This is a genomic window from Marinobacter sp. LV10R520-4, assembly GCF_002563815.1.
GTDB lineage: Bacteria > Pseudomonadota > Gammaproteobacteria > Pseudomonadales > Oleiphilaceae > Marinobacter.
Map to the genome: position 1 here is coordinate 4,383,670 of NZ_PDJM01000001.1, position 21,385 is coordinate 4,405,054.

A 21,385-nucleotide genomic window follows, 5' to 3' on the forward strand; every position below is an offset into this window, starting at 1 on the left:
ATGAATGCATCATTTTTTTCGAACACAAATGTTGATGATAATGTTTGAAAACGAACATAATCAAGTAAAAAAAAGCCAGAGGGAAACCGAATTTTCGATAAAGAAACGAAAAATCAATCACCTCCGGACAAATTAATTAACGCGGAATCGCCCCGCCAGCGCTTCGATATTGCCCACAGAGGCCTCAAGGCGCTCGCAGGTTGCAACGAGTTCGTCAATTTCCTCCAGGCTGGCGTTAGCGGAACTGCTGATTTCGTTTACCTGGCGAGCAACCGACTTACTTACGCTTTCCTGTTCATCCATCCCCAGACGGGTTTGATCAGCTCCCTGGTAAATTCGCGCCATGGCACTGCGAATCTTTTCGGCACCTTCGGAAACACTGGCCATCAGCGTTTTAACCGCCGTCAGTTGCGAAAAGTTACTGTTCATTGAACGAACAGATTCCGACGCTTCACCCTGAAGACGCTCTACCAACGTGCGAATGGTCTCAGTGCTTTCCGTGGTTTTCCGGGCCAGGCCCCGAACCTCGTCAGCGACGACCGCAAAGCCGCGCCCGGCTTCTCCGGCCCGAGCAGATTCAATCGCGGCGTTCAATGCCAGTAGATTCGTCTGATTGGCGATACCATCGATCACTTCGGTAATTCGGCCGATGTCCTGAGACGCTTTTTCAAGTTCATGGAGCTTGGCCGCCGTGTGCCCGGATTGGGTTTCGAGCTCTGCCACACAGAGGCTTCCACGTTCTGCGTCGGACAGGTTCTCTGCAACCTGCTGGTTTATTTCACCCACCAGATCGTGAGTTCCCCGTACTGAACCCGCCACCTCGCGAGCAGACGCCTCCATCTGGGTCATAGCCGCCGCTATGGCGACGAGTTCTTCAGACTGTCCGCGCACCCGTTCATTGAAGTCCCGGGCAAAACGGGCATTGCCTGTTGCAATAACGGCAATGTCGCCACCTGCCTGCTGCAGGCTTCCCAGAACAGTCGCCATAGCGTCTGACAACTGGTTCACGGAAGCTTTAAGGTCAATAAACTCACCCTTGGCATTGAACTCCAGTCGGCGCGAATAATCACCCTTTGCCATGCTGGCCAAGTGCGACAGTGTGGCTCTAAGAGGCCGGCTGATCATTCTGGCAAGCCACACCGAGGTGCCCAAAGCAAACAACACAACCAGCGATAACAACCAGTAAACCAGCTGTTCCGACCGCCTGGCAGACTCGTCAAGCGCCGCGACTGTTTGGGTAATACGTTCTGAAACAGCCACTCTCATATCGTCGAGATTGCCCGCAAGATCACCCAGGAGCCGGTCCACTTCCCGCCCGGCCGCTGCCAGCTTCAGGCGATTCTGACGGTAGCCCAGATACTGATTAATAATGCCGTCGTCCTGATTCACCGCCGCCATAAAACTGCTTATCAATACCGGAAGCCCTTCCAGTCGTGGAACTTCCGACACTAACGCCTCAATATCCGGTTCAATGATCTGGGTGTTCATCTGTAAATTCTCGATGACACTGGCGAGTTTATCCGCATCATCGGTACTGACCATTTGCATAATGAGCAGCTCAATACTCGCCAGGTTTTCCATAATCGTGGTAAACAGGTCGCGAATATAAATATCGTCACCGGCGGGTTCCGTGCCCTCTCTCACTAAGAGCCGTTTTATTTCTGCGTTATTCACCAGAAATGCCGACAGACCTTCATTTATTATTTCGGAAACGTCCAACACCGAACGATTGTATTCGCCCAGTTGGTCAACGGATGACTTCAACGCAATAACATTCTGCGCAACACGTTGATTTCGAGTTTGCACCGCAGGAAATCGTTCTATGTTGTCTAGCGAAGAAATGCCATTCGCTAACGTGTTTAATCTATTAATGGTTGTTTCGAGCGCAGACAATCTGACAGCTAATACATCGGGATCTTCTGCCGCCATTATAGAAAGTGCCTGCTTTCCTGCTTCAGCCCGGTGAGTGTCAACTTGTTGGATTTGCGCCGCAAGGGGGAAATAGTCTGATGTCAGCTCGCTGGTGGTGCCCGAGAAAGACGACATAGTGCGACTGTTAAACACACCCCACAAAACAATGATCAAACAGAGAATTGCAAAGCCAGCGTAGAGCCGGTGAATAACCGAGATTTTATTCATATTTTTGTACTCTCACCACTAGCCCAAAATGAACTGAGCAACAGAGCAGAAAAGGCCGACAGGAAAACGCGTGGGCCAGAAGAGGTTGTTTAAATTAATGTCATTGGGGGGGGAATAGCAAATCGACCACACTTACCATGATACCGGTAAAATGCCTGCCGCAATCTAAATGTTCGACTGCGGCAGGCATCGGTCTTCAGGAATTAGCTCTTACGAGCGTCTTCCCAGGTTTTAAGCAGTTCGTTGTAAGGTACGGTTACGCCTTGTACCTTTTCGTTGGCCAGCTTGGGCTTGGGTGCGCCCGGCTGATCCAGCCAGTACTGCGGGTCACGCGGCTCGTTCAGCTTCGGACCACAGGTTTCCTGTACGTTGGCACGCTCCAGGCGCTCCATGACGCGATCCTGAGCATCGGCCAGGCCGTCCAGAGCTTCTTGGGGAGTCGCTTCGCCACTGGCTGCTTGGGAAACGTACTGCCACCACAGTTGGGCCAGCTTCGGGTAATCAGGAACGTTTGTGCCAGTTGGCGTCCATTGAACCCGTGCCGGACTGCGATAGAATTCAACCAGACCACCGAGTTTCGGCGCCATTTCTGACATGTAATCAGAGTTGAGATCGGAATCGCGAATCGGCGTCAGGCCAGCGACGGTTTTTTCCAGGGAAACAGTCTTGGAAACCGTGAACTGGGCGTACAACCAAGCCGCCAGGCGGCGCTTCTCAGGAGTGGACTTCATGAACGTCCAGGAGCCTACGTCCTGATAGCCCAACTTCATGCCTTCTTCCCAGTAAGGACCACGGGGTGAAGGCGCCATACGCCATTTCGGAGTACCGTCTTCATTTACAACCGGCAGTCCTTCTCCAACCATGCTAGCGGTGAAGGCCGTGTACCAGAAGATCTGCTGGGCAATTGCGCCCTGGGCAGGCACTGGGCCAGATTCAGAGAAGGTCATACCCGTTGCTTCGGGCGGCGCGTACTTTTGCATCCAGTCGACGTACTTGGTGGTCGCGTAAACCGCTGCCGGGGCGTTTGTTGCGCCACCGCGGGACATGTTAGACCCGACCGGGCGACACTCGTCAACCCGAATGCCCCACTCGTCTACCGGCAAGCCGTTAGGCAGGCCTTTGTCGCCGCCACCGGCCATTGAGAACCAAGCATCGGTGAAGCGCCAGCCAAGAGACGGGTCTTTCTTGCCGTAGTCCATGTGGCCGTATACTTTCTTGCCATCAATTTCTTTAACGTGAACCGAAAAGAACTCCGCGATGTCTTCGTACGCAGACCAATTCACCGGAACACCAAGATCATATCCGTAGAGATCCGCAAACTGCTTTTTCAGGTCTTCACGCTCAAACCAGTCAGCCCGGAACCAATACAGGTTGGCGAACTGCTGAGTCGGAAGCTGATAAAGCACGCCATCGGGCCCAGTGGTAAAGTCCAGGCCTATAAAGTCTTCAAGATCCAGAGTCGGCAGAGTAAGGTCTTTACCCGCGCCATTCATGATGGCGTCAATGGACTCCACTTTTCCGTAGCGGAAATGCGTACCAATGAGGTCTGAATCGTTTACATACGCGTCATAGATGTTACGGCCAGACTGCATCTGAGTCTGCAGCTTCTCGATGACGTCGCCTTCCTGGAGCAGGCTATGGGTCAGTTTGATACCGGTAATTTCGGAGAATGCTTTAGCCAGAACGTTGGATTCATACTCGTGAGTGGCAAGGGTTTCTGAAACCACATTGATTTCCATTCCGCGGAACTCTTCCGCAGCCTGAATAAACCAAGCCATTTCCTTCATCTGCTCTTCTTTGCTGAGAGTCGACTTCTTGAATGACTCACTCACCCACTTTTCAGCGGCGTCCGAATATTGATCGGCGTAGGCTTGCAGGCTCAAACTCATACTGGCAGCGGCGATAGCGACACTGAGTATAAGAGTTTTAGGATGTTTGTTATTTTTGAACATACCCAACCTCATTTACTTTTTATGGATGGAGCGGGACCAGTCCGCGCTCCGATTTTACATCAACATCACTTACAGCACTCGAGTCATTAAACGTTGTATTCGAGAACCGCTTAATGATCGTTTTCGATCATTAACTCAAAGTTAGTTCGTTTCCGAATTCTTTACAACCTTTTTGGCCAACAATTTTCACTATTTCACATCACATCACGTCACGCTCTCGTCTCGTCTCGTTAGCCCCAGCGTAGCAGCACCGCCGCCCAGGCCACAGACACCGCCAACGCAACCCATAAACTGACATCGCTTATTGCCAGAAAAGTCAGATGAATGTAAGCAGTTGACAGCAAGCTAATAAATAGCCTGTCGCCGCGAGTGGTTTCGATAGGCAGAAATCCTTTGCGCTCACGACAGGGCGAAACAATTTCGTAAACGGTCATAACCGCGAGAATCGAAGCGATCACCGCAAAAAAGATTACCACCGTGGGGGTCCAGTTCATCCAGTCAATCATCAGTGTTCTCCTTATACGCGTCCGAGAGCGAAGCCTTTGGCCACATGGTTACGAACAAACCAAATCACCAATATGCCGGGAATAATCGTCAGAGCACCCGCTGCCGACAGCACACCCCAATCAATACCGCTGGCCCCTATGGTCCGCGTCATGATGGCGCCAATAGGCTGAGCGTCCACAGATGTCAGAGTGCGGGCAAGCAAGAGTTCTACCCACGAAAACATAAAGGTAAAGAATGCGGTTACGCCGATGCCAGAACGAATCATCGGCAGGAACACTTTGATAAAGAACCTTGGAAAGCTGTAACCGTCAATAAAGGCCATCTCGTCGTATTCACGTGGGACACCTTTCATAAAACCTTCCAGAATCCACACCGCCAGAGGTACGGTGAACAAACAGTGCGCCAGTGCAACGGCAATGTGTGTATCGAACAGACCAATTGACGAGTACAGCTGGAAGAATGGCAACAGAAATACCGCAGGCGGCGCCATCCGGTTACTCAGCAGCCAGAAAAACAGATGCTTGTCGCCCAGGAACTTGTAGCGGCTGAATGCGTAAGCCGCCGGCAGCGCCACCAGCAACGTGATGACCACGTTCATGGCCACATACGTCATCGAGTTCAGATAACCGTTGTACCAACTAGGATCACTAAAAATGACCGCATAATTGTCAAGGGTGAACGTTCTTGGAAACAGTGTAAGGCCGCCCAGAATTTCCTGGTTTGTTTTGAACGACATGTTCAACAACCAGTAAACCGGAGTTAGTACAAACGCTATAAAAAGGGTGATCCCTACGTTTTTGAAACGACTTTGTTTCATCTCACTCTCCTTATTTTTCTTTGTCATCTTGAGTGATGGCGGTAAAAAACAGCCACGAAATCAACAGCACAATCAGGAAGTAGATCAGCGAGAAAGCAGATGCGCGCCCCAGGTCGAACTGTCCAATGGCCATAGTGGTCAATGTTTGGCTCAAGAACGTGGTCGAGCTACCAGGCCCGCCGCCGGTCAATACAAACGGCTCGGTGTAAATCATAAAGCTGTCCATAAAGCGCAACAGCACCGCAATGATCAACACGCTTTTCAACCGTGGCAGCTGGATGTAACGGAACACTGCCCATTTAGAGGCGCGGTCAATTTCAGCTGCTTGATAAAAGGCTTCCGGGATGGCGCGCAGGCCCGAGTAGCAAAGCAGCGCTACCAGCGGAGTCCAGTGCCACACATCCATCAACAGAACCGTTAACCAGGCATCAACGGTGTTGCCGGTGTAGTTGTAGTCAAAGCCGAGCTCGTTAAGACCCCAACCAAACAGGCCAATGTCACCACGGGCGAAAACCTGCCAGATGGTGCCTACCACGTTCCAGGGAATCAGCAGCGGAATAGCGATCAGAATCAGACACAAGGAACCTTTAATGCCAGACTTCGGCATCATCAGCGCAACGCCGATACCCAAAGGAATCTGAATCAGCAGCACAGCGCCGGAAAACATGAACTGGCGAATCAGGGAATCCTGCAAGCGCTCGTCACCCAGCACCTCTCTGAACCACTCGGTACCGACGAAAAATGCCTGTCCGGGGCCAAAAATATCCTGCACTGAATAGTTCACAACGGTCATTAGCGGAATCAACGCTGAAAAGGCGACCAGCAAAAATACCGGCAGCACCAGCCACCAGGCGCGATTATTATGGATTTTTTGCATTATTGTTGCTCCTGCACCAGGAATTCATCGACATACAGCTTCAGCCACTGCTGCGGGAACGAAAGGTACGTGCGGCTGCCAATGGCACCCTCAAACTCTTCGTTCATCCGCACTTTCATCTCCTGCTGATCCAGCCGTACGGTGATAACTTTATAAGTACCGAGGTCTTCCATATCCAGGATCTCGGCCTCGTAGGTGTCGTCCGAAGCAGTCGGAGACAACTCGATAAATTCCGGACGGATCCCGATTTTGATGTTTTTGGATGTGAGGCGTTTCAACAGCTCGACCTGCCATGGCGCCAGGTCCACCTGAGTAGACCTGAAACGAACCCCTGCGGCGCTGCGCTCTACTTCAACCAGGTTCATGCCCGGGCTGCCAATAAAATAACCAACAAAGGTATGGTTGGGCTGCTCGAACAACTCGGTGGGCGTACCGAACTGAACAATCTGGCCGCCGTACATCACCGCAATCTTGTCGGCAAATGTAGACGCTTCCAGCTGATCGTGGGTGACGTACACCATAGTGATATCAAACTGCTCGTGAATCTGCTTCAGTTTACGCCGCAGCTTCCACTTCAACTGGGGATCAATCACCGTCAGCGGTTCATCAAACAGAATGGCCGACACGTCTTCCCGCACCAGGCCGCGCCCCATGGACACTTTCTGCTTTTCATCGGCGGTCAGATTTTTAGCTTTCTTGTACAGCTTGTCTTCAATTTCCAGCACTTCGGCAATTTCTTGCACCCGCGCCTTGATGCGTGACTTCGGTATTTTGTTGTTCTTTAACGGAAATGCCAGGTTATCAAACACAGTCATAGAGTCGTAAACAACCGGAAACTGGAACACTTGGGCGATGTTACGATCCCGCGGCGACAGCTCGTTGACCCGCTTACCGTCAAACAGCACTTCACCTTCAGAGGGCTGAACCAGGCCGGAAATGATATTCAGCATGGTGCTTTTGCCGCAACCAGATGGCCCTAGCAGAGCGTAGGCGCCGCCTTCGTGCCAAACGTGGTCGAGATGGCGAATCGCATAGTCTTCTGGCCCGCCAGGCGTATCGCTGTAGCTGTGAGCCAGTGATTTCAATTGAATTTCAGCCATTAGACAGCTCCTCCTGATATCCGCGATGGTGTGTGCACCAACTTTTCGGCGCTATCGAAAACGAACAGCTTGTTGATTGGCAGGTAAACCTTAACCGGGGCACCGGTGTGGTATTGGTGAACACCCATCAGCTGCATCACCATTTCAAAATGGCTGTTTTCGATGTGTATAAACGTTTCCGAACCGCTGATTTCGCTCAGCGCTACTTCCATTGATATTTCAAGATCGTCGTCGTTAGCCGGCACCAGAGCAATGTGGCTCGGGCGAACCCCGAACCAGTAATCGCCTGGCGTCAGTTTGGACAATTCCTGAGTCAAAGCATGGTGGGAGTATTCGTCAAACGTTACTTCGGTGTCTGTCACGCGTCCGCGGATCATATTCATAGGCGGTTCACTGAACAGCTGCGCGGCCAGGGTATTTACCGGTGACCGATACACATCCATAACCGGACCGTTCTGAATCACACTGCCTTCATGCAACAGCGTGGTTGTGCCGCCCAACGCCAAGGCTTCGTTGGCTTCCGTGGTGGCGTATACCGCAATACACTGGCGTTCACGGAACAGGTCGCGCAATTCGGCCCGCAGTTCTTCCCGCAGCTTGTAATCAAGGTTGACCAAGGGTTCATCGAACAGCACCAATGTGGCATCTTTTACCAACGCCCGCGCCATCGCCGTACGCTGTTGCTGGCCACCGGAAAGTTCAAGGGGATAGCGCTTCAGAAGGGGGCTAATCTGCAGCATGGCCGCGGTTTCTTTCACCCGGCGGTCAATCTCAGACTCAGCCATTTTCGCCAGGCGCAAAGGCGAGGCGATGTTTTCATACACCGTTATGCCTGGGTAGTTGATGAACTGCTGATAAATCATCGAGACATTCCGGGCTTGCACGCTCTGGCCGGTTACATCCCGGCCGTTGAAGATCAATCGACCTTCGGTTGGTGTATCGAGTCCGGCCATCAAACGCATCATCGAGGTTTTACCCGAGAGCGTTCGGCCTAGCAGCACATTAAAAGAGCCAGCCTGAAAGGTGAGATTGGCATCCCGGATAAAGTCGACACCGTCGACCCTATGGGAGAGGTTCTCCAGAGTTAAGGACATATCTATTCCTTGTTGTTCTTGTGGAAACACGTCTGGGCAAATGATCGCGCCCGATCTTTCGGTTGCGAAATAGGCAACGCAAAGGCTGTACCAGCTTTTAGCAATTCTACGTAAAAATACTTATATAATTGATTCATATGGAATTTTTTTATCACCATACTTTCTAAACCGAAACAAAACATGTTCGCTTAACACTACTTTGTTCAAATTGAACATTGACCTCAACAACATTTATACAGATGATTGAACAGTATTCAGTGCAACAATGAACAATCCGCCTCGCACATCGGCACCAAATAACTCCAAAACGAACACAGAGATGCGGCTTAATGAAAAATACCGAATATGAAAATGAACGCAGTTTGGTCGAACAATCCTGGGATCGCTGCATCGCCTGGGGCCTTGATCACGACTTCGAACCCACACCACCGGCACCCGGCGCGGCACAGGTAGAAGAGCTGGAACGCCAATACCACGAACTACTCGCCAGTACCGAAGCCGAAGTGTTGCCCTACTATAGAAATGTACTCTCCAGCAGTCGCTGCCTGATTCTGCTGGCAAACCGGCACGCAACAGTGCTCAAAAGCTGGGGTGACGAGCGTATTACCGGGGCACAATTAAAACCCTGGTTCCAGCAAGGCTCAAACTGGCAGGAAGAGCGCTGTGGTACAAACGCCATAGGCACTGCGATTGCCGCCAACAAAGCGGTGCAGATTCAGCGCAACGAACACTTTTTAAAACTCAATCGCAGCATGATTGGCTCTGCCGCGCCTATTTTTGACGCACACAAGCAGTTGGTTGGCGTACTCAGCGTATTCAGTGACGCCTACCTGCCCCAGGCTCACACTCTGGGCGTGGTTCGGTTGCTGGCGCAGTCGGTAGACAATCGCCTGCTAAAGCGGCAATTTGAGCGGGACCACTTCCTGCTGACACTCAGTACCACCGCAGACAACTTCGACAGCCCCTGGTCCGGTATACTGATTTGCGATGACTTGGGGCGTGTCGTGGCCAGCAATCAGCGTGCTGATCAACTGTTAAGTAAGACGACCGTTGGGGTTCGGCTGGACGACCTGTTCACGACCCATCGCAATCACATTCTTGGGCACCCACCGCAATCTGCGTTGCAGCTCAGCACTAAAAATCGAGTACGTTTGAGTGCGAAGGTCCAGCGACCCACTGTTGTCCAGGTAAAGTCGCCCTCCGAGGATGATCTAGTAGCACGACAAACCAAGGCGACACAGACGAACAGCGCCGACTTTTCAACCCTCGAATACGGCGACGCAACCGTTCGCCGCTGCGCCGAACAAAGCCTTAAAGTGTTGGAGCGCGGCGTGCCAGTGCTGATTACCGGAGAAACCGGGGTTGGCAAAGAAGTGCTGGTTAAAGCCCTGCATCAGGCCACACAGCGCAGAGAGCAGGCGTTGGTTGCCGTTAATTGCGCGGCTATCCCGCCGGAGCTGGTGGAATCGGAACTGTTCGGCTACGAAGCCGGCGCCTTTACCGGAGCACGGGCGCAAGGTTCGTTGGGGTTCATTCGTAAAGCTCACAAAGGCATTTTGTTTCTGGATGAAATTGGCGAAATGCCATTATCGGCACAATCCAGGTTATTGCGGGTACTTCAGGAACGAGTGGTAACACCGGTTGGCGCCACCGACAGTATTGCGGTAGATATTCTGCTGATAACAGCCACCAACCGAGCACCGGCCTTGCACGTTGAGTCGGGCCAATTACGTGCAGACCTTTACTATCGCATCAACGGATTGTGTGTCGAACTGCCAGCACTTCGTGATCGCACTGATAAACAAAAGCTGGTGCAACATATTTACAGCCAATACCGCGACCCAGTGCAAAGCGAGGCACTGTCGCCCCGGATTCTGGCAGCACTGACCAATCACCCGTGGCCCGGAAATATCCGCCAACTGGTCAATGTGGTCAGGGTCGCTGTTGCCATTGCCGACGGCGAAGATCTCCAGATATGGCATCTGCCCGCCGATTTTTTGGCACAGCTTGACTCTACCGCTACCGGAAACCTGTCAGACGCAGTGACCTCCGCCACCGGCGAAAGCGGCTCGGAGGCCACGTTTGGCGAACTGAAAAAAGCCGCGCCAGAACCCTTTGGTCACACATTGCAGGTCTATCAAAAATGCATGGGCAACATTTCCAGCGCAGCGCGGGAGCTGTCAATCAGCCGCAACACACTCTACAAGCGTCTGCGGGAGCTGGGGGTGCGCTAGCGCGCGCAACCCAGGTTTGTAATGCCCGCTTCAATTAAAGCTTGTGCACCGCCTGAATCCAGCCGGCGTACAAACGGTCGCGATCTGCCTTTGACATTACTGGTTCAAAGCGGCGGTCGCAGCGCCATAAATCGGCAAGCTCTTCCAGCGAACCGTAAACGCCAGCTTTTAAACCCGCTAAATAGGCTACGCCTAGAGCTGTGGTTTCCACCAACGAAGGCCGATCAACTGTGGCCCCCAGGATATCGGCGAGGAACTGCATAACCCAGTTGTTTTTAACCATGCCGCCATCTACCCGCAGGGTAATCGGACGAATGCCGTCTTTCTCCATAGCCTTTTGCAGGTCTTTGGTCTGATAACACACCGATTGCAATCCGGCGGTCACAATTTCCTTGATGCCGGTATCACGAGTCAGGCCAAAAATGGCGCCGCGGGCGTCAGGGTCCCAGTAAGGGGCGCCAAGCCCGGTAAACGCCGGCACTAAATAAACTCCGTGATCTACCGGCGTACCTTCCGCCAGCGGCTCGGCCTCGCAGGCGTCGCTAATCAGTTGCAAACCATCGCGCAGCCATTGAATGGTTGCCCCGGCAATAAAGATGCTGCCTTCTATCGCATAGGTCGGTTTACCATTCAGACGGTAGGCGACGGTTGTCAGCAATCGATGCTCGGATTGCAGCGCTTTGTCGCCGGTATTGAGCATCAGAAAACAACCGGTGCCGTAGGTACTCTTCGCCATCCCGACTTCGAAACAGGTCTGGCCGAATAATGCCGCCTGCTGGTCGCCGGCAACGCCCATAACAGACACGCCATTCAAAGCGCCGCCTTCTGTGATCTTGCCAAAATCGTCTGACGAATCCATCACCTCGGGCAGCAAGGATGCAGGAATGTCGAATAATTCCAGTAGCTCTTCGTCCCACTGCTGAGTATGAATATTAAACAGCAAAGTGCGACTGGCGTTGGTGGCGTCGGTGCGGTGTACCTGCCCCCCGGTGAGCTTCCACAACAGAAAACTGTCAACGGTTCCAAAAGCCAATTCCCCACGTTCTGCCCGCTCCCGCGTACCGGGCACATTTTCCAGTATCCAGCGGATTTTTGTGGCAGAAAAATACGGGTCGATTAACAGTCCGGTTTTGCTATGCACTGCGGGTTCGTGGCTGGACGACTTCATGGTTTTGCAGTAAGCGGCGGTTCGCCGATCCTGCCAGACAATCGCGTTATAAACCGGCTCGCCGGTTTTCCGATCCCATATAATGGTGGTCTCACGCTGATTGGTAATACCCACCGCGACCACTTCGTCATCTGCACCAAATTCTTCTGCCATCACCTCATCGCAGGTACTTTTCACCGTTGACCAGATGTCTGCCGGCTTATGCTCTACCCAACCACTGTCGGGAAAATGCTGGGGGAACTCCTGCTGCCGTACCGCATGAATATTGCCGTTCAAATCAAAAAGAATGGCGCGGGAACTGGTGGTTCCCTGATCTATGGAAAGTATGTATTGACTCATTTTTTGTAGACCTCGTTTTCTTATTTGTTCGTATTTTTACTTTTTTGAACATAAATGCCAAGAAGTTTCGCCTTTATCCGCAGGCCGTAAACATCCATAAGCTTCGAAGAGCTGCATAAACCATCGAAAACGACTAAACTTTCGTAGTATTTTTAATCAAACACACATTCAGATAGTAAAGAACCCAGACGGAGGATGTTGAATGGCACAGCGGCGCCGACAGGATTTGATTATGGAACTGATCCAGCACAACGGGTTTGTAACCACCGAACAGCTGGTAGACCAGTTCAAAGTAACGCCGCAAACCATTCGCCGGGACTTGAACGAGCTGGCCAAACATAAAAAACTAAGGCGCCATCACGGCGGTGCCGGCATAGACTCAAGCACGGTCAACACCGATTATCAGGCCCGAAAAATTATGGACCTAGAGGCCAAAGAGCGTATCGCCGAAGCCATGGTCAAGCTGATTCCCGACAATTCCTCGATGTTCATCAACATTGGCACCACCACCGAAACCATTGCTAAAGCCTTGCTCGAAAAGAACAACTTGCAGATTGTAACCAACAATCTGCATGTCGCCTCTATTCTATCCGCCAAAGAGGACTTCCACGTTATTATCGCCGGTGGCGAAGTACGCAGTCGCGATGGAGGCATTGTAGGCGAAGCCACCCGAGATTTTATCAATCAGTTCAAAATGGATTTTGGCATTATCGGCATCAGCGGCATTCACAATGACGGATCGCTGCTGGATTTTGATTACCGCGAAGTTCGAGTCGCCCAAGCAATTATTGCCAATTCCGGTCAAATTTTACTGGCTGCGGACCACTCCAAGTTTGGCCGCAATGCCATGGTTCGGTTAGGCAACATCACCCAGGCCGATCACGTGTTCACTGACCAGACACCACCCCCGGAAATCTCCCGGCTGCTCACCGAGCACGATGTCACCCTTCATTTAGTCTGATTTTGGTCGACTAATCCGCTTTAGGATACATATCTTCTTTTATTTTCGCTTTTTTTCTATTTTTTCCTTTACGAATATATCTCGCTTTCGCATAATACGCTTTGTAGCGCGTATGAACACTGAAAAGTGCGCATAACAAGAAAGCGTCTTTTCCAATGGCATCAGGAGATGACCGACAATGACTGTAGATCACCAACGTTATGACGTCGTCGTAGTTGGCGGCGGCGTAAATGGTACAGGCATCGCAATGGACGCCGCCGGCCGAGGCTTGAAAGTACTGCTTTGCGAAATGAATGATTTAGCTTCGGCAACGTCATCCAGCAGCAGCAAGCTTATTCACGGCGGACTGCGTTATCTGGAACACTATGAATTTCGCCTGGTGCAAAAAGCACTGGCCGAGCGCGAGTCTCTTTTGCGCAATTCTCCTCACATCATGTGGCCCATGCGCTTCCGCTTGCCACACCGGTCGCACTTACGCCCCGCGTGGATGATTCGCGCAGGTTTGTTTCTTTATGACCATTTGGCCAAGCGGGAAATTTTGCCCGGCTCCAAGTCAATCCGTTTTGACGAGTCCGGTCCGTTAAAACCGGATATTACCCGCGGCTTTGAATATTCTGATGGCTGGGTAGACGACGCACGGCTGGTGATACTGACCGCTAAAAAAGCCCAGCAGTCCGGCGCCACCATTTTGACTCGCACCAAGTGCGTAAACGCTGAACGCGGTCGCGACGAATGGCAAATTACCCTTCGTGACACCGACACAAACGCAGATCAGATAATTTCTGCCAAGTGCATCGTGAACGCCTCTGGCCCCTGGGTAAGCTCGTTGTTTGGCGAGAGCCTGTCGATGCCGGCACCGAAGATGATCCGCATGGTAAAAGGCAGCCACATTGTTGTACCCCGCCTGAACCAGGAAGAAGAAGCCTATATTCTTCAAAACGAAGACGACCGCATTGTGTTCGTGATTCCTTACGAAGATAACTTCTCGCTGATTGGCACCACTGACGTGGAATACGAAGGCGACCCGAAGAAGGCCAAAATCTCACCGGAAGAAACCACCTATTTGCTAAAAATTGTGAACGAGCACTTCAAGCGACAGCTGAAACCTTCTGACGTGGTCTGGTCTTATTCGGGCGTGCGCCCGCTGATGGACGGCGAAGAAGAGAACGCACAGAAAGCCTCCCGCGACTACACCTTTGAAGTCAGCGAAGAGAAAAACAAAGCGCCGTTGATTTCGGTGTTTGGTGGCAAAATCACCACCTATCGCAAACTGGCGGAAGCGGCCACCGATAAAATTTGCCACTTCTTCAAAAACAACCGGGGCCATTGGACAAAGACTGCCGTACTTCCGGGTGGCGACTTTGATAACCAGATTAATCTGGCCGCTGCGCTCAATGAGACCTATCCCTGGTTGCCAGAAAACCTGGTCAGCCGCTACGTGCGCACCTACGGCACAACCTCACGGGATATTCTGAGCAACTGCGCTAGCGTAGACGATCTTGGCAAGCACTTCGTGGGCACGCTCTATGAGAAAGAAGTAGAGCACCTGATCAACAACGAATGGGCCATGACCTCCGAAGACATCCTCTGGCGCCGCACCAAGCAAGGACTCTACGCATCAGACAGCGAAGTTGAGGCATTGGACAGCTACCTGGCAGACAGGGCAGCAGCTTAAAGCAGTAAACCTTCTCCACCACAGTGCCTGGTATTCTTTCAGGCACTTTTCTCCGGCCGGATTGTTCCGCCCGGAGCTTTTTTTTGCCTGATATTCAGACAAAATTCAGGCAAAAAAAAAGACTGAGAACCCCACTCAGTCTTTTTCCACTTCTTTGAAGGGTTCTGATAACAGAACCCTTCCTTCTTCAAACCATCGGCATTAGAACGTTAGCTGTGAGCCAAAGATGATGGCGTTGTATTCGCCTTCACCGTTTCCTGTGCCAAGAGTCGTGTACTCAGCCAACAAAGTGAAGTTGTCCGTAGCTGCGTAGCGAGCGAACAACATGGTCAGATCCGTGTCGTTACCGTTGCCGGCTACGATGTCATCTTCACCTTCACCGTAGCTTACGCCCAGCGTGGTCTTGTTGATCTTATACGTTGTCTCAACGTACCACTGGCTCGCATCTTCTTCGTCAGGATCGAAGCGATTGGCAAATACCGCGTTACCTGTGCCTGAGGTCATCGAGTAGTTACCACGAACGGCCAGGTCCCCCAATGAAACAGAACCACCAAAGTCAATACCGGACATGGTGTAGTCTTTACCACCGGCTCTAAAGTCTATGTCTTGAGTAAAACCGCTAGACCATAACGAGAAGTTGTCTGCAGTGTAAACCACATTGGCCTCAATACGCGGCATGGTGTATTCAGCACTGTTAAACCCATCAATAGCAGCCTGCTCAGCTGGTGTCAGATTATTTGCGTCAAGAGCTGCCGGAACATCCTTATCACCTAACTTCGACGGGCTGAATAAGCCCACTTTAAATTGCAGGCCACCAAAATCATTCGATGTGTAGATCACTCGCGGCGTAAAGTTCGCATAGAAATAGCCGTTACCGATGCGCCCAGCAGTGGCTGTATCTGTGTCCGGGCCACCGATCAAACCGACACCCAAACCGCTGCCGTTATCACCGATAGCTGGTGTTCCGAAAATACCAAAACCCTTACCGATGTTAACGGTACCAAAGTTACCAGCTACAGCAATTTCAGACACCCGGCTACGGAAATCGTCGTCCGCATCACCCGGCGCTAGGTTAGCATTCATCTGGAAGTGGCCAGACACCTGAAGACCGTTCATCTCCGGAGCGTAAATGTTGGTTTGCAGTGTTGCCGGATTAAAACCTGTGGTGATAGTAAATGAATCTTCGTCAGTCGGTTCGTCATAATTGCCAAAAACAGCAAAAACCGGCAAGTGGCCATTAACACCCACTTTCCAACCGTTATCAGATTCAAATGAAACCTCCGCCATTGCCGGTGAGGCCATCCCTGCTACCATAAGTGACAGCGCAGCCGCCAAAGGCGCCTTGCGTAGTGGACGACGGCTGGGAGTATCCGCAAATGCGTTTTTATCGATCATGTCAGCTTCCTGTTGTTATTAGTGCCAGATCTCAAGCTGCTGTACCGTTGCAGCGCCGGCGGCGCTCCCTTGGGTGCAAGCACAACAGCCCGATTCGTGAACGAATATTGTGCTTTCGTTTTTAATCAGAATATTCGGAACACAACAAATCTAACCCTCGAATGACAAAATGGAAAGTTTTGATCGAAGTTATTTTCGCTTTGCGTGACTTTAGATGCGCTAACTGCCCATGAAATCACATTAAAATATTGTTCTATAAGTACTTATCGAAAACTAAAAAAATTGAAATAAATTCGTTAGCGAACTTACTAATAACGCGTTTTAAATAGTTTTGTGCGAAAACAAACATAGCCGCAGCGCATCCAACCAAACAGTTCACGGTCATGGCCGTGATGAGATGCTGCCAGGTTCATTTTGATTATTTCGGCTATGAACGTAGTTTTACGTTCGATTTCTAACATTTTACGGGTTTCAGTGTTCATTTTTTTGCGTTTTGTTGATACATTTACTACATCAGGTATATTTCCGAATAAAAACCATCCGTTCAGGAGTAAGAATATGACCATCCGAATCGCAATTAACGGGTTTGGCCGCATTGGCCGCAACACGCTTCGCGCTCTTTACGAGAACAATTATCGCGAGCAGATGCAGGTGGTCGCTATTAATGACCTGGGCGATGCCGAAACCAACGCTCACCTGCTCAAGTATGACAGTGTTCACGGGCGCTTTGCTGCCGACGTAAGCCACGATGCCGACTCCCTCAGCGTAAACGGCGACCGCATTGCCATCAGCGCAATCCGCAACCCCGCCGACCTGCCGTGGAAAGAACTGGGCGTAGACGTAGTACTGGAATGCACGGGGCTGTTCACCACGAGGAAAAAAGCCGCAAAGCATTTACAAGCTGGCGCCCGCAAGGTGATTATTTCTGCACCCAGCCCAGACGCCGACGCTATGGTGGTTTTCGGTGTAAACGACCAGATTCTGAACGCCGACCATCACATTATTTCCAACGCCTCCTGCACCACTAACTGCCTGGCACCCATCGCCGAAGCTTTGAACAGCGCGGTCGGAATTGAAAGCGGATTGATGACCACCATTCACTCCTACACCAACGACCAGAATCTGAGCGACGTGTACCATTCAGACCTGTACCGCGCGCGCTCGGCCACCCAGTCGATGATCCCTACCAAAACCGGTGCGGCCGCCGCGATTGGTAAAATCATTCCGGCACTGAACGGCAAGCTGGACGGCCTGGCGATTCGTGTGCCGACCATTAATGTATCGCTGGTCGACTTTGGTTTTATCGCGAACCGCGACACCTCCGTAGAGGAAGTCAACGCAGCGGTAAAATCCGCGGCTGACAAAAACAGCGTACTGGGGTATAACCAGGAAAAACTGGTCAGCGTTGATTTTAACCACGACGCGCGTTCGAGTATTTTTGATGCCAACCACACGCGCGTGATCGGGCGTCATGTAAAAGTCATGGCTTGGTATGATAATGAGTGGGGTTTCTCGAACCGAATGCTGGATAATGCTGCTGCACTGATCAAAGCCAGCCAGTGAAGCCACAAGCCGACAACCAGCCTGATCGCGGAAGCGAAACACCTTCACATACTAATAGGACACCCACTATGCTCCGGCGTACAAAAATTGTTGCCACCCTTGGTCCCGCTACCGACAGCCCCGAATCTTTGGGCGCTATTATTGCTGCAGGTGTCGACGTTACCCGCCTGAACTTTTCCCACGGCACGGCGGAAGATCATGAAAAGCGCGCGCGCCTGGTGCGCGACACCGCCAAGGCCCAGGGCCGTTTTGTCGCTATCATGGCCGACCTGCAAGGGCCAAAATTGCGCATTGCCCGCTTTCGCGACAATAAAGTCACCCTGACCGCCGGCCAAACCTTTGTGCTGGATGCCACCATGGACAAAGACGCTGGCACCTCCGATTGCGTCGGCATCGATTACGAACAGCTGATTCGCGATGTAAAACCCGGTGACATTCTGGTGTTGGACGACGGCCGCATCGAAATGCAAATAGACGCGGTAGACGATCACAGCATCACTTCCACGGTTCTGATCGGTGGGCCCCTATCTAACAACAAGGGTCTGAACAAGCGCGGTGGCGGCCTGTCAGCTGAGGCCCTGACCGAGAAAGACAAGCAAGACATCGTTACCGCCGCCAAACTGGGCGCGGATTATGTTGCTGTTTCTTTCGTTCGCAACGCCGAAGACATGCACACGGCCCGTCGTTTGCTGAAAGAAGTCGGCTCTGAAGCGGGGCTGGTGGCAAAAATTGAACGCGCCGAGCTGGCCCACGATGACGCCGCACTGGATGCGGTCATCGAAGCGTCTGACGTGGTCATGGTTGCCCGCGGCGATCTGGCAGTGGAAATCGGCGATGCCGAACTGGTCGGTGTGCAAAAGCACATTATTCAGCGCGCGCGGATTCTTAACCGCGCGGTGATTACCGCCACCCAGATGATGGAGTCGATGATCACCAACCCCATGCCCACCCGCGCCGAAGTGTCGGATGTGGCTAACGCGGTGATGGATTACACAGACGCCGTGATGTTGTCGGCAGAAACCGCTGTTGGAGATTATCCGGTGGAAGCGGTATCCGCCATGGTACGAATTTGTATTGGTGCGGAGAAACACCCTTCCATGCACCAGTCCAAACACCGGATGCACGAATCCATGGGTCGGGTAGATGAAGCCATTGCTCTTTCTACTATGTACGCGGCCAATCACCTGAACGGTATAGCCGCGATCATCTGCCTGACCGAAACCGGTGCAACCCCGCGACTGATGTCTCGCATCAAGTCCAGCCTGCCGATTTACGCGTTTTCACGCCATCACACCACCCAGCACCGGGTAGTAATGTACCGTGGCGTGCAAACCGTGCCCTTTGATGCCGCCAACTTTGCGGCGGAAGACACCAATAACCAGGCGGTTGAGGAACTGGTGAAGCAAAGCGTGGTGAAAGACGGCGATCTGGTTATCATCACCAAAGGCAACTTTACCAATGCCCAAGGCGGCACCAACTCCATGCAAATTCTGCGGGTAGGTGAACACCTGCATTAAAAATGCGGGTTATTCAGAATTAAAAAACGCCAGCTTGCTGGCGTTTTTTAGCGTTTCAAAGTCTTGCCGCGTGAACTTTAAGCGTGAGCTGAGCCTAGTCCGAATTTCTCGGCAATGGGGACACGAGGTTATCCACACACGCCCGATATCCTAAACACCTAATAGCTTCATGAAATACTGTTTCCCAGCGATTGACGCCTACTTATAGAAGAACTATCGTTTGGAATTGAGTAATTTCCCGATTACATTAAATAATGTCTAAAACGTCAAAAATCGGACCTAAGAGGAAACTCATGAGTGAGTCAACTAATTGCAAGTCCGTGTTGGCCTCCACTGTCAGGCACCCCGCAGTGACGCTGCCACCCCTGAGGGCTCGGTTTGTAGCATTGTTGACAGTGCTAGTATTGGCGACTTTTCCCGCGATCACCTTTGCGCAATCATCGTGCCCTGGCATTCACGTGAAGATTCTGGACATCAGGAACAGCACTGGAGCAGTAGCTTGCGCGCTTTTCAAAACGTCAGAGGGCTTTCCTACTGAGTTTCTGCAGTCAGCGACCAATATCATAATGACGAAGGTGCAGGATACGGAGGCGCGTTGCGATTTTGTAGACATACCGCCGGGGACTTATTCCCTTGCCGTCATTCATGATGAAAATATGGACGGCAAGCTTGGCACCAACGGCATAGGAATCCCCACGGAAGGCTACGGGTTTTCAAACGGTGCAAGCGCCTTCATGGGTGCGCCTTCGTTCGAAGCAGCCCGCTTTCCGTACGAAGGGGGAAACTTAGATCTGACCATCAGCTTGAATTACTGAGTTACACCTATCGTGTTCCGTGAAATGTGGGGTCTGACCCATTCTCACGTGATGCCCGATCCGACGCTCGCCTCATCAGAGCCCGCGATGGCTGCAGGGAAACTACAGTGCAGACTCCAGCGGCGGTACTTGCTGGTGCAAAAACCACTTTTCGGTCACCACTTTGCGTGTAAACCACTGGGACCGCATCAGGCCGCTGGCCAGGGGCAGCTTTACCCAGTCGGGGATTTGCCAGCTGGATTGATCGTTCAGGGCGCGGGTGCCAAAGCGCTCGGAAATCGCCTCGCCGTATCGCTCCAGATTGCGGGCTGATACATCAGACACTTGCCGGATCACGTTTGCGGCTATTAATGCCGATTCAATGGCGGGACGAATACCTTCGCCACTTTGGGTATACGCGAGGCCAGCGGCATCGCCAATCAACATTACGCCGTCATCTACCAACGGCCGCTCTGCGTGCGCATACAACAGGTAGGCATGACCCTTGAACCGCCCTGGGAGGTCTGCGGGAACGCGACCCTGGGCTTTCATGTCGTCAACAAAGTCATTGAGGTGATCCGTCAGCTTGTGACTGTCCTCACGACCAAGGCCGATATTCAGAAAGTTGCCCTTGCGGAATACCCAGGCATAGCCTTTCAGGTCACGGCAGAACCAGAGTTCCGGTGTATCGCCCCGGGCCTGGCAGGCGCTGGCCTGGGCGGGGGTCATTTCGAACTCGATTTCTTTTGCGGCTACCACGGTTTCATGGCTGCCGGGGCCGTGTCCCAGTTTTTTGGCGACGGGACAGAAATGACCGCCCGCTCCAATCAATAGTGGGGCTTCAAAGGTGTCGTTGATCACCCAGTTGCGGCCTTTCTGCTCGATGGATTTAACCGGAGTGTTCAACTGCTTGCTGGCGCTCACCCGGTCCAACAGATAGGCATCGAACTCACAGCGGCGAATACCGTAACTGACCGTTTCACCATGATCGTTGTCGACAGGAGCCTGACCCATCATACCGATTCGGAAAGCACTGATGGGCTGTAAGGTTCGCCCTCGGGCGTAATCGTCCTGATCGATTTCCAGCGTATCCATCACGGCCGGCGTCACCCAGCCAGCACAGGTTTTATCCCGCGGAAAATTCTGCTTGTCGATTATCAGCACCCGTTTACCGCTTTTTTCCAGCGACCAGGCCAGGGTTGATCCCGCAGGGCCGCCGCCAATAACGATGATGTCATAGTGATCCATGGATG

Annotated in this window: 16 protein-coding genes; 6 read left to right on the forward strand and 10 right to left on the reverse strand. The window is 52.1% G+C overall.

All coding sequences use genetic code 11. The annotated features are described in order from the left end of the window. Positions 1-132 precede the first annotated feature (132 nt). The 7 genes from ATG98_RS21230 to ATG98_RS21260 all read right to left on the reverse strand — a co-directional run bounded on the left by ATG98_RS21230 (position 133) and on the right by ATG98_RS21260 (position 8,486). Complete coding sequence (locus tag ATG98_RS21230; protein WP_098424326.1) at positions 133-2,139, reverse strand: methyl-accepting chemotaxis protein; 2,007 nt, start codon at positions 2,137-2,139, stop codon at positions 133-135. A 203-nt stretch (positions 2,140-2,342) separates the two neighbouring features. Further along, positions 2,343-4,091: an extracellular solute-binding protein gene (locus ATG98_RS21235; protein ID WP_098424327.1), complete on the reverse strand. Its 1,749-nt coding sequence runs from the start codon at positions 4,089-4,091 to the stop codon at positions 2,343-2,345. 230 nt (positions 4,092-4,321) lie between these two features. Then, complete coding sequence (locus ATG98_RS21240; RefSeq protein ID WP_098424328.1) at positions 4,322-4,597, reverse strand: DUF2160 domain-containing protein; 276 nt, start codon at positions 4,595-4,597, stop codon at positions 4,322-4,324. 11 nt (positions 4,598-4,608) lie between these two features. Continuing rightward, positions 4,609-5,415, reverse strand: a complete 807-nt coding sequence (locus tag ATG98_RS21245) for a carbohydrate ABC transporter permease (protein ID WP_007352626.1) — start codon at positions 5,413-5,415, stop codon at positions 4,609-4,611. A gap of 10 nt (positions 5,416-5,425) precedes the next feature. Continuing rightward, positions 5,426-6,292: a carbohydrate ABC transporter permease gene (locus tag ATG98_RS21250; protein WP_098424329.1), complete on the reverse strand. Its 867-nt coding sequence runs from the start codon at positions 6,290-6,292 to the stop codon at positions 5,426-5,428. After that, complete coding sequence (locus ATG98_RS21255; protein ID WP_098418919.1) at positions 6,292-7,392, reverse strand: ABC transporter ATP-binding protein; 1,101 nt, start codon at positions 7,390-7,392, stop codon at positions 6,292-6,294. Before ATG98_RS21255 ends, ATG98_RS21250 begins: the two co-directional genes overlap by 1 nt. Further along, the gene (locus tag ATG98_RS21260; protein ID WP_098418920.1) at positions 7,392-8,486 is read right to left on the reverse strand and encodes an ABC transporter ATP-binding protein; all 1,095 of its coding nucleotides are present in this window, start codon (positions 8,484-8,486) and stop codon (positions 7,392-7,394) included. The genes ATG98_RS21255 and ATG98_RS21260 overlap by 1 nt, the downstream gene beginning before the upstream one ends. A gap of 329 nt (positions 8,487-8,815) precedes the next feature. On the opposite strand from ATG98_RS21260, the gene ATG98_RS21265 reads away from it, so the two are divergent. Further along, positions 8,816-10,720: a sigma-54-dependent Fis family transcriptional regulator gene (locus ATG98_RS21265; protein ID WP_098424330.1), complete on the forward strand. Its 1,905-nt coding sequence runs from the start codon at positions 8,816-8,818 to the stop codon at positions 10,718-10,720. 34 nt (positions 10,721-10,754) lie between these two features. Here ATG98_RS21265 and glpK read toward each other — a convergent pair whose 3' ends face one another. Continuing rightward, the gene (gene glpK, locus ATG98_RS21270) at positions 10,755-12,227 is read right to left on the reverse strand and encodes a glycerol kinase GlpK (RefSeq protein ID WP_098424331.1); all 1,473 of its coding nucleotides are present in this window, start codon (positions 12,225-12,227) and stop codon (positions 10,755-10,757) included. A 202-nt stretch (positions 12,228-12,429) separates the two neighbouring features. On the opposite strand from glpK, the gene ATG98_RS21275 reads away from it, so the two are divergent. Together ATG98_RS21275 and glpD are read left to right on the forward strand one after the other, a co-directional pair. After that, on the forward strand, positions 12,430-13,188 hold the full coding sequence (locus ATG98_RS21275; RefSeq protein WP_098418923.1) for a DeoR/GlpR family transcriptional regulator: 759 nt from the start codon (positions 12,430-12,432) through the stop codon (positions 13,186-13,188). Positions 13,189-13,366: 178 nt separating this feature from the next. Next, on the forward strand, positions 13,367-14,863 hold the full coding sequence (gene glpD / locus ATG98_RS21280; protein WP_098424332.1) for a glycerol-3-phosphate dehydrogenase: 1,497 nt from the start codon (positions 13,367-13,369) through the stop codon (positions 14,861-14,863). Between the two features lie 201 nt (positions 14,864-15,064). Here glpD and ATG98_RS21285 read toward each other — a convergent pair whose 3' ends face one another. Continuing rightward, a complete protein-coding gene (locus tag ATG98_RS21285; protein WP_098421859.1) occupies positions 15,065-16,258 on the reverse strand; it encodes a porin in 1,194 nt (397 codons plus the stop codon). A 558-nt stretch (positions 16,259-16,816) separates the two neighbouring features. Here ATG98_RS21285 and gap point away from each other — a divergent pair. The 3 genes from gap to ATG98_RS22650 all read left to right on the forward strand — a co-directional run bounded on the left by gap (position 16,817) and on the right by ATG98_RS22650 (position 20,153). Next, positions 16,817-17,821 (forward strand): type I glyceraldehyde-3-phosphate dehydrogenase, encoded by a 1,005-nt coding sequence (gene gap, locus ATG98_RS21290; protein ID WP_098418926.1) that lies wholly within the window; start codon positions 16,817-16,819, stop codon positions 17,819-17,821. 68 nt (positions 17,822-17,889) lie between these two features. Then, positions 17,890-19,338, forward strand: coding sequence for a pyruvate kinase (gene pyk, locus ATG98_RS21295; RefSeq protein WP_098424333.1), 1,449 nt, complete (start codon positions 17,890-17,892; stop codon positions 19,336-19,338). A 458-nt stretch (positions 19,339-19,796) separates the two neighbouring features. Then, positions 19,797-20,153 carry a DUF2141 domain-containing protein gene (locus ATG98_RS22650; RefSeq protein ID WP_228706233.1) on the forward strand — a complete coding sequence of 119 codons (357 nt, stop codon included), beginning with the start codon at positions 19,797-19,799 and terminating at the stop codon, positions 20,151-20,153. A 102-nt stretch (positions 20,154-20,255) separates the two neighbouring features. On the opposite strand, the gene ATG98_RS21305 is transcribed toward ATG98_RS22650, so the two are convergent. Continuing rightward, the gene (locus ATG98_RS21305; protein ID WP_098424334.1) at positions 20,256-21,380 is read right to left on the reverse strand and encodes an NAD(P)/FAD-dependent oxidoreductase; all 1,125 of its coding nucleotides are present in this window, start codon (positions 21,378-21,380) and stop codon (positions 20,256-20,258) included. Positions 21,381-21,385: the final 5 nt, after the last annotated feature.

Bases quoted from the DNA above. Each gene is read 5' to 3' on its own strand.
- ATG98_RS21230 (WP_098424326.1), bottom strand. From the start codon at position 2,139: ATGAATAAAATCTCGGTTATTCACCGGCTCTACGCTGGCTTTGCAATT.
- ATG98_RS21235 (WP_098424327.1), bottom strand. From the start codon at position 4,091: ATGTTCAAAAATAACAAACATCCTAAAACTCTTATACTCAGTGTCGCT.
- ATG98_RS21240 (WP_098424328.1), bottom strand. From the start codon at position 4,597: ATGATTGACTGGATGAACTGGACCCCCACGGTGGTAATCTTTTTTGCG.
- ATG98_RS21245 (WP_007352626.1), bottom strand. From the start codon at position 5,415: ATGAAACAAAGTCGTTTCAAAAACGTAGGGATCACCCTTTTTATAGCG.
- ATG98_RS21250 (WP_098424329.1), bottom strand. From the start codon at position 6,292: ATGCAAAAAATCCATAATAATCGCGCCTGGTGGCTGGTGCTGCCGGTA.
- ATG98_RS21255 (WP_098418919.1), bottom strand. From the start codon at position 7,392: ATGGCTGAAATTCAATTGAAATCACTGGCTCACAGCTACAGCGATACG.
- ATG98_RS21260 (WP_098418920.1), bottom strand. From the start codon at position 8,486: ATGTCCTTAACTCTGGAGAACCTCTCCCATAGGGTCGACGGTGTCGAC.
- ATG98_RS21265 (WP_098424330.1), top strand. From the start codon at position 8,816: ATGAAAAATACCGAATATGAAAATGAACGCAGTTTGGTCGAACAATCC.
- glpK (WP_098424331.1), bottom strand. From the start codon at position 12,227: ATGAGTCAATACATACTTTCCATAGATCAGGGAACCACCAGTTCCCGC.
- ATG98_RS21275 (WP_098418923.1), top strand. From the start codon at position 12,430: ATGGCACAGCGGCGCCGACAGGATTTGATTATGGAACTGATCCAGCAC.
- glpD (WP_098424332.1), top strand. From the start codon at position 13,367: ATGACTGTAGATCACCAACGTTATGACGTCGTCGTAGTTGGCGGCGGC.
- ATG98_RS21285 (WP_098421859.1), bottom strand. From the start codon at position 16,258: ATGATCGATAAAAACGCATTTGCGGATACTCCCAGCCGTCGTCCACTA.
- gap (WP_098418926.1), top strand. From the start codon at position 16,817: ATGACCATCCGAATCGCAATTAACGGGTTTGGCCGCATTGGCCGCAAC.
- pyk (WP_098424333.1), top strand. From the start codon at position 17,890: ATGCTCCGGCGTACAAAAATTGTTGCCACCCTTGGTCCCGCTACCGAC.
- ATG98_RS21305 (WP_098424334.1), bottom strand. From the start codon at position 21,380: ATGGATCACTATGACATCATCGTTATTGGCGGCGGCCCTGCGGGATCA.